10 protein-coding genes and 1 pseudogene are annotated in these 7,810 nt (G+C 46.3%); 7 read left to right on the top strand and 4 right to left on the bottom strand.

All coding sequences use genetic code 11. The features are described 5' to 3' along the window. The first annotated feature begins 244 nt into the window (after positions 1 to 244). Positions 245 to 1,033 (top strand): class I SAM-dependent methyltransferase, encoded by a 789-nt coding sequence (locus H9X86_RS11190; RefSeq protein WP_204901603.1) that lies wholly within the window; start codon positions 245 to 247, stop codon positions 1,031 to 1,033. Here H9X86_RS11190 and H9X86_RS11185 read toward each other — a convergent pair. Continuing rightward, complete coding sequence (locus H9X86_RS11185) at positions 1,000 to 1,764, bottom strand: hypothetical protein (RefSeq protein ID WP_204901602.1); 765 nt, start codon at positions 1,762 to 1,764, stop codon at positions 1,000 to 1,002. The genes H9X86_RS11190 and H9X86_RS11185 overlap by 34 nt on opposite strands. A gap of 201 nt (positions 1,765 to 1,965) precedes the next feature. Continuing rightward, a complete protein-coding gene (locus H9X86_RS11180) occupies positions 1,966 to 2,367 on the bottom strand; it encodes a hypothetical protein (protein ID WP_204901601.1) in 402 nt (133 codons plus the stop codon). On the opposite strand from H9X86_RS11180, the gene H9X86_RS11175 reads away from it, so the two are divergent. The 6 genes from H9X86_RS11175 (at position 2,366) to H9X86_RS11155 (ending at position 6,459) form a co-directional block, all read left to right on the top strand. Continuing rightward, positions 2,366 to 2,620, top strand: coding sequence for a recombinase family protein (locus H9X86_RS11175; protein WP_346011468.1), 255 nt, complete (start codon positions 2,366 to 2,368; stop codon positions 2,618 to 2,620). The genes H9X86_RS11180 and H9X86_RS11175 overlap by 2 nt on opposite strands. Before the next feature lie 331 nt (positions 2,621 to 2,951). Continuing rightward, positions 2,952 to 3,215, top strand: coding sequence for an HU family DNA-binding protein (locus tag H9X86_RS11170; protein ID WP_204901599.1), 264 nt, complete (start codon positions 2,952 to 2,954; stop codon positions 3,213 to 3,215). 9 nt (positions 3,216 to 3,224) lie between these two features. After that, positions 3,225 to 3,479, top strand: a complete 255-nt coding sequence (locus tag H9X86_RS11165) for a hypothetical protein (protein ID WP_204901598.1) — start codon at positions 3,225 to 3,227, stop codon at positions 3,477 to 3,479. A gap of 20 nt (positions 3,480 to 3,499) precedes the next feature. Then, a complete protein-coding gene (locus H9X86_RS11160) occupies positions 3,500 to 5,617 on the top strand; it encodes a DUF7601 domain-containing protein (protein WP_204901597.1) in 2,118 nt (705 codons plus the stop codon). 69 nt (positions 5,618 to 5,686) lie between these two features. Beyond that, positions 5,687 to 5,971: a hypothetical protein gene (locus H9X86_RS12565; RefSeq protein WP_243416937.1), complete on the top strand. Its 285-nt coding sequence runs from the start codon at positions 5,687 to 5,689 to the stop codon at positions 5,969 to 5,971. Next, positions 5,971 to 6,459 (top strand): class B sortase, encoded by a 489-nt coding sequence (locus H9X86_RS11155; protein ID WP_243416936.1) that lies wholly within the window; start codon positions 5,971 to 5,973, stop codon positions 6,457 to 6,459. The genes H9X86_RS12565 and H9X86_RS11155 overlap by 1 nt, the downstream gene beginning before the upstream one ends. 141 nt (positions 6,460 to 6,600) lie before the next feature. Here the strand turns inward: H9X86_RS11155 and H9X86_RS11150 are convergent. Together H9X86_RS11150 and H9X86_RS11145 are read right to left on the bottom strand one after the other, a co-directional pair. Then, positions 6,601 to 7,020, bottom strand: a pseudogene (locus H9X86_RS11150) (recombinase family protein); the annotation flags it as partial. After that, on the bottom strand, positions 7,017 to 7,810 hold a 794-nt coding region (locus tag H9X86_RS11145), incomplete at its 5' end, for a recombinase family protein (protein ID WP_204901596.1). The pseudogene H9X86_RS11150 and the gene H9X86_RS11145, both read right to left, overlap by 4 nt.

The following is a 7,810-nucleotide window of genomic DNA, read 5'->3' as shown; positions in this document are numbered from 1 at the left end:
TGTGACCTTTGTCTCTATACTGACCTTTTGTTTCTGTGGCATAGCAATGCTCCCCCTATGTTTGACAGTGTTTTATTTCACTGTCTCTCATAGAGGGAGCATATCATTGAACCTGGTAGTCCTTTTGCTGTGTCAGGAACGACGGATAATCTGTAATTATCCGTTGTTTGGACATACATTCTGATTATCAACCTAGAGCCCTTTTGCGAACAATATTAAATCTGCATCATAGGGAGGAGCGTACATGATTTCACAAGAAAACTCGATTGGAAAACCACTGGCAGATACCTCTTGGCTGGAAATCCACCATAGAGCAAAGTTGCCAGAAAGGATTTCTTTTGGGAAAAAACTGGCAGAATTTCAACCCAAAAGCATTGTCGATTTGGGTTGCGCATCAGGTTTGTGGCTTGAACTTCTCAATCAGATTCTTCCAAGTGAGTGTGAATTCATTGGAATAGACAGTGACCCAGAATCATTAAACATCGCCATAACGAAAAGTAAGTCCTGGAATCGAAAAGTATCGTTTTTGCAATTGGATTTAGAGGAGGATGCCGCAAAAATCCCTCCTGCTGATATCACCCTGGCATTTAACATTTTTCCATATATTCAAGATTTGGATAAATTCATACAAACTTTGGCGGCAAGGCCATCCTCCGGAGTGCTTGCTGTCCGTCAGTATGACGGAGCTTCAATTCGATTCGGACCCATGAGTACATCTGACAGACAGAAGATGGAATTGGATTTGCGGCTGGCAACTGAAACTAGTCAAAAATTTCACCATTACGATCTGGATCGCACATTTACAGCTCTCCGAAGATCTGCTTATAAAAAGTTTCAGTATAGCTTTGAACTTTTTGAGAGAGTAAGCCCCTTTGAAAGTGATTTTATTCCATATTATACAGAAACTCTTGAATGGACCCTCCAACATTTATCTGATGCATCTGCAGAAAGGCTCCGTGCATGGATAAAGGATGATCCTAATCTAACAAATAGATATTTTTATGAGGTGGATTTGGTGGCGTTGCTATCGTAATTTTCTACAGCCACTCGCCACAATCCTTTATATTGCGCAGCAAACATATCCAACATTATTTGGTCTCTGGACAGTAAAACAACAGGGTCTTGCGGAATCTCTCTGAAATCCCAGTTAAACAGGACCTCTGAACTCCCATCTTTGTAGGTGAGTATTATAAATCCTATCTGTGGCTCTGTTTGTGAGATTAGCCTATATTGATAGTTCCCTTTATTTTCATTTACAGAATTTTCAATTGCTATGAAGCGTTCCAGCGATGATGAGTCCCCAATGTCCTTCCATATTAATCCCCGATTTACCTGACTCGCTATTTGTGATAATGAATTTCTATAGGAGGCTCCATCATAAAGCCGCTCATTTGTCTGTTCAACTTCATCTCCAAAATTAAAAGATGTATTCTGAACATACTCTAAAACAGGAAGTCTGTTTATCACATATTCCCATGCGTGTTTGGGCGTTCCCATCTTAGTGACATGCAAGTAGTTTTTGACGGTTTCACATATCCGTTCCGAATCCTCAGAAACCTTTTCGACTTCATTGTGTGTGGTTATGCTTTGACCTATTATAAGGATAATAACCGATAGTAGAAATGCGGGGATTGCTGCCAGGGAAGACTGTGAAGTATATTTTAGTGGATCTAGGTAGTAGGTCAACACGAAGGTTATAATAGCCAACAACGAATTAAAAATTGTTATAACCAACTGACTATTTCGGGATGACTTCTTATTCATAGTGCGGCTCCTCTCACCATTTTATTCTGTTTCTTCCTAATTGCAGGAAAGGCACTCTTTCATTGCATAGCCATTGAATTAAGTATTAAACATAGGATAATTACAGATTATCTGCTATTGATTATACCACATTAGGACAGATTTTCCAGATGCATTTTAAACTGTAATCATTTTATTGAATGCACTGTAAACTTACCTGTATCAGAGGATCAGGTTTTGCTGGATTTCAATACCGCCTCGGAGATACACCGTGATTTTCTCGGCGGAATGGACCTTGACCGTGTCTACCAGCTGTCGAATGAGGGCTTCATCCCACTCGGAAATGTTTGTGGAGGTTTGCTCCATGGCATCCGTGGCTATCTCGATGCGACGAAATGCGTGTTCATGGGTTTGACGCTGGCTCTCAATGAGAGCCCGTTTTTTCTTTAGAGCATCCATTTCATCGGCAATCTCTTTCAGCAGAGGGGCGTGGACTTGGACTTCCTTAGTCGCAGCCGCCTTTGCCACAATCTCGCGCACCTGTTCCCCCAGTTCCTGGAGGCGTTGCTCGATATCGGCCAGGCTCATGTGATCTCCGGGCATGGGAGCGAGTTCTAGCTCCATGGCAGACCTCGTTTTGCAAATTCTCTCCTATGTGGCGCAGACCGAGCGTGAGAATATCCGTCAGAGGCAGAAGGAAGGAATTGCCGCTGCTAAATTGCGTGGCGTGCGGTTTGGCCGTCCAAGGAAAACGGTGCCGGAGGAATTTTGGCAGCTGAAAGAAGCGTGGGAACAGAAAAAAATCACCTCGCGGGAAGCTGCTGGGCGAATCGGAATTGCGCAGGATACCTTTCTGCGCTGGGTACACGAGAAATAATGGAAAAAACAATCAGGTATCCTAAAAAACCGCCAGAATAAGGTTGAAAATTTCGTGCCGGTATGATATAGTAAAGTAGGGTGTAAATTTGAGCAGATTTTGTGAATTTATCATCAGAAAGAAGCGTAAAATTGCACTTTTCAGTATGTATAAGAACAACCGATATTTCCTGCTATATCGGGCAATGCTATACCGGCGAAAGCTGGTTACGCAAGAGCTATGGGCCTTCCAGAGAAAATCTGATGGTAGCCGGTGAGAAGTTAGTTGGGTTATGAACAACCGGCCATGGACAGGTCGGTTGTTTCTTTATTGTAGAGAGGAGGTTGATCTTTTGGATGAACTGCTGCAAAGCTGCAGTGAGGTGACAGGGTACAGGAAACAGGACGTGGAGATGATTGTTGGAGAATTTCTGGAACAAATCGTTCAGGAATTAGCCAAGGGACATTCTGTGGATTTGGGCAAGGGCTTTGGTGTTTTCAGCGTAAAACTGCGCACATCAAAGTTACAAGAGAACTCTCCGCGTACTCCCAAGCAAAGCCATTACCGGGTGTTCTTTCGGGAAAACAATGGCTTAAGAAAACGACTAAAGATTTAGGAGGTGTGTATGGAAGGCATTAAATGTCCGAACATTGGGTTGCTGGATTATCTGGCACTAAAAGCCGGGTGTATGTATCTGTCCGATTTACATGACCGGAGGTATTGGTTTATGGTACAGCACACTCTGCGCGAGATAGATTGTAACGCCTATAGCCAACAGGAATGGGATGATGCGCTGACCTATCTTGTTGGGAACACTCCTGAATCCACTGCCCAAAAAACGAAAGAGAAACTAATTCGTTCTCTATCCGGCAATTTATAAAAGGAAAGGTGGTAAAAAGAATGAAAAAGAAGCTGACAGTTCTGCTTTTGTCCTTGTGTATGCTGATTGGTATCTTTCCAGTAACGGCATTCGCTGATTTGGGAACAGGGCATCAGATATCAGTCAAACTCTACACCGTAAAGATTGATTCGTCAAAACCGCTTGGTTATACAACACCTGAATACGTAAAAGAGATTGTTGTAACCTGTGAGGACAGCACCGGTCATTCGGGTTATAATCATTCTGTATCTTTGAAGAAATTTCATCCCAGTAATGTCGGCGGCGTATCTTCAACGAATTGGAAAGGCTGGCAATTCAACAGTTATTTTAGCCTTACTGGCTATACCAAAGGGATCTTTTACGCATTTGACAGCTCGAAAGTAAACGCCACCGCCAACGTTACAGGCAGTGAGCCGTACAGGTGTTCTAAAAATTTTTACTATGTCTATGAGGAACCTGCACCTGTTGTGCCTGCCAAACCTGATGCAGACAAACTGAGCAGTGTGTCTGTAACGGTTGACTGTGTGACCTCCGGTGTATCTCATAGCAACAAAACGTATGGACTACTGGACAGCTCCTATACAATTGGCGAGGTAAAGCTTGTTGGTCAAACCTACCAGTGCGACGTCACAGTAAACGCAACCCCTTATGTGGCGAAGTACAATACTGACATGAGTGTTGACCACTCGCTCAAGAACGGCGAGACTACGTCCAAGACTATCAAGCTGGATTGGAACGGCGACAAATGGGTCGCAGCTACCAGCTTGCCCATTGTCTTTAAAGTGGTGTGTCAAACGCCTCCCTCTGAGAAACTCTCCATCGACAGCTTCGCCAAAGAGCGGCTGACCACACTTCCTGACGGTTTGCAGCTTCCCGCCGGCAGTGTGAACTGCGATAATTCGGTTATTATCCCGGAAGATGGCAGTGTGACCCTGCTGTACAAACTGACTGTGACCGGTGATGAAGGCGCAAACTTCGTGATTTCTGACACGGACGCTACCCTTGTCGGCAGCGATTGCGATGCCGTGCAGGCACAGGCTGGTGCTGATATAACCGGGACGATCCCCAAAGGCGGTACGGCGACAGTCTATGTGACAAAAACCTTTGCTGCCGATGATATTGTTGATGGAAAACTGACCAACACGGCCAGCATCACAGCGGGCGATAATACAGATCTTACCGATGGTGTGGGTGACGCCACAGCGGATACGCCTGCGGAAGTGACACCCACTATACCGGATGCTCCTACCTATGATGATATGAAAGACCTGTTGCCTAATGTGGTGGAGATTGATTGCACCAATGCCAAGGTAGAGCACGCCTCTATTACCTATGCCCTGATTGAAGACAGCTACACCATCAGCAATATTGAAGAAGATGACACCAATGGCTATTACTGCACCCTTACCATATCCCCCGATAAATATGTGACAGCGTATAACGAGGACAAAGAAATTCCTCATAAGCTCGATCCGGAGATCCAGGATTCCGGAACCGTCACTCTTCTTTGGAACGATAAAGATGATGTCTGGTATATACAGGAATCGGAAGCGGATAAGCTGCCGCTTCGTTACACAGTAACGTGTGATGGTGGGGATCAACCCGTTTCAGAGGTGGGAAGTTTGACCGTTTCCAAAACGGTCTCAGGTACTGCTGGGGATACCAATAAGGATTGGCACTTTACCGTGACCCTGAACGATACCGAAATCAACGGTACATATGGCGACATGACCTTTAAGGACGGTGTAGCAGCAATCACCTTGAAACATGGAGAAAGCAAAACTGCAACTGGCCTGCCTGCCGGAATCTCCTATGAGGTTACGGAAACCGAAGCCGATCAGGATGGGTATACCACAACCAGTGTGGATGAAACGGGTACTATTGCAGATGATGTAACCAGCAATGTGCTCTTTACCAATCACAAGGATGAGCCGGATGATCCTGACCAACCGGGTGATCCTGACCAGCCGGGCGATCCTGACCAACCGGGCAATCCCTCAAATCCTGATGATGTACCTCAAACTGGTGATGAAACCAATCTGGCCCTGTGGTTCACCCTCTGCGGTGTTTCCCTACTTGGCCTGACCGGATTGCTCCTGCTTTCCAATAAAAAACGGTATAAAGCGAAACACAGATAATAGCTAAGCGTGGCGGCACGGTGGGCGAGAAAAACCTGCCTGCCGCCACTTGTTTTAGGAGAAACAATCATGCGAAACAAATCAAAGCTGCGGTGGATTTTCTTAACCGCCTTTACCGTTCTATTTCTTTTCAGTGCAGGTATGCTTATCCGTTTGCAGATACAGGCCAAACATGAGCAGCAGGCTTTTGAAGACTTGTTCTCCTCGATTGACGCAGAGAATATTGATGCGGAAAATGAACCGCCCACTGTGGAATCTGAGAAATACCAATCTCCTTATCTCCCCTTGAAAAAGAAAATCCCGATTTTTACGGCTGGATTTCTATCGAGGGAACGAACCTCAGCTACCCGGTGATGTACACACCGGAGGAACCGGAATACTATCTGCGCCGGGCTTTTGATGGCACCGATTCGCAAAGCGGCGTCCCATTCCTGGACGCATCCTGTACCGAAGATGGGAGCAACTACCTGATTTATGGTCATAACATGAAAAACGGCTCCATGTTTGCCGCCCTGCTCTCCTATGCGGATGCTGACTTTGCAAAGGAGCATCCTATCATCCGCTTTGATACTTTGACGGAGTCGGGGATTTATGAAGTGCTGGCAGCCTTTTATACGGAAATTTATCCAAAGGATGCGGAAGGCGTGTTTCGGTATTACCAATACACAACGCTGGATACCCCTGAGCGTTTTGCCGAGTATCTGAGCAATGTAAAAGCCGCAGCTCTCTATAATACCGGAGTAGAGGCGGAATACGGCGACCAGCTCTTGACATTAACTACTTGCAGTTACCACACAGGAAATGGCAGATTTGTAGTGGTTGCTCGAAAGGAAACGGCGTAGCGGCAAGGTAAAATGGCATTTTGAGAACCTTCTCCCTGATGTCTATCGTTGCGTTTCATAGTGCCTTGTCACATAAATTTAAACACCAAACAAACACCAAGCCTCATCAAGAAATGCCGTAAATCTCGCATTTATCGGCATTTCTTGCGTATAGAAGTCTTTTTTTTCAAAGATGACTGCAATGCCCAACTCCCGTAGGGCACGGATGTAATTGAGACAGTCCACGGTGTTTCGAGCAAAGCGTGAGATGGACTTGGTCAGGATAATATCTATTTTTTTCTGTTTGCACAGTCGAATCATTCGTAGAAATTCTGGCCGTTTACGGGCAGATGTGCCGGTAATACCCTCATCAGCGAAGATCCCGGCCATGGTCCAGTCTTGATTGGTCATGATTTTGTCGGTGTAGTAGTTTTGCTGGGCCTCATAACTGGTGAGTTGCTCCTCGTCATCGGTGGATACCCGGCAGTAAGCAGCCACGCGGAGCTGCCGACGGATGCTCGGCCTGCTTGCGGCTTCCGGCTTGGCGGGGATCGTGATGACTTTGGGCGAGTCTTCTCTCATGCTGTTTCACTCCTTCCTATCCTTTGATGGTTTTTCAGTTGAATATCCAGTGTCCCATCCCTGTGGCACAGGATGGTGGTCACGGAAGCTTGAAGTAGGGTCGCGTCCAATTCAGACATCGGTTCATGTGCGGAGAATATCCTGCGGAGCCGGACGGTTTCATACATATCGTCTTGGATGGTGGCGTACTGTGCTGCGGCAATAGTTAGGATTAGCTTCTTTGCGGCATCCTCGTCCACGGGTAGCTGATTCATGATTGCATCTAGTTCTCGCTGTGCCTCACGCTCGTGGGTTTGGAGGCCATATTCCTTTTGGGATGATGCAATACGCTCTGGCGATACAATGAGACTGTTGAGAAAGGCCAATACCTGTTGTTCCATTCGCTCTGTGGCGGTATGTCCACTAAGTTGCCGCAGAAGCTTTTGAGCCTCGGTTTTCTGTACTGGGGATTGCTTCGCACGCCGCTTTGCCCGGACCCTGTCCAAGGTTTCGGGGGAGGTGATGGCGGGATACCCACTCTCTCCGGCGTAGCGATGATCTTCCAGGATGCGAGCGACCATGTTTTTGTTCCAAAGTTTTCCCTCGTCATAGGGAATTGGTTGTTCTCGCAGGACTGTCACCAATTGTTTGTAGGAGGCGCCGGAGATGTACTGTTGAAAGATATATTTTACCAGCATTGCCTCCTGGGGGTGGAGGACTACTGCCCCCATTTCCACTCGATATCCGAAGGGCTGTTTTCGATTTTTCATCAGCGCATTGTCCTTTCTATGGTCTCGGTCAGTTCCAGCCC

The sequence above is a fragment of the Pseudoflavonifractor capillosus genome (assembly GCF_016902575.1).
In the GTDB taxonomy this organism is placed as follows: domain Bacteria; phylum Bacillota; class Clostridia; order Oscillospirales; family Oscillospiraceae; genus Enterenecus; species Enterenecus capillosus_A.
The sequence above is the reverse complement of the archived record's forward strand: the minus strand, read 5'-3'. Positions and strand labels throughout refer to the sequence as shown.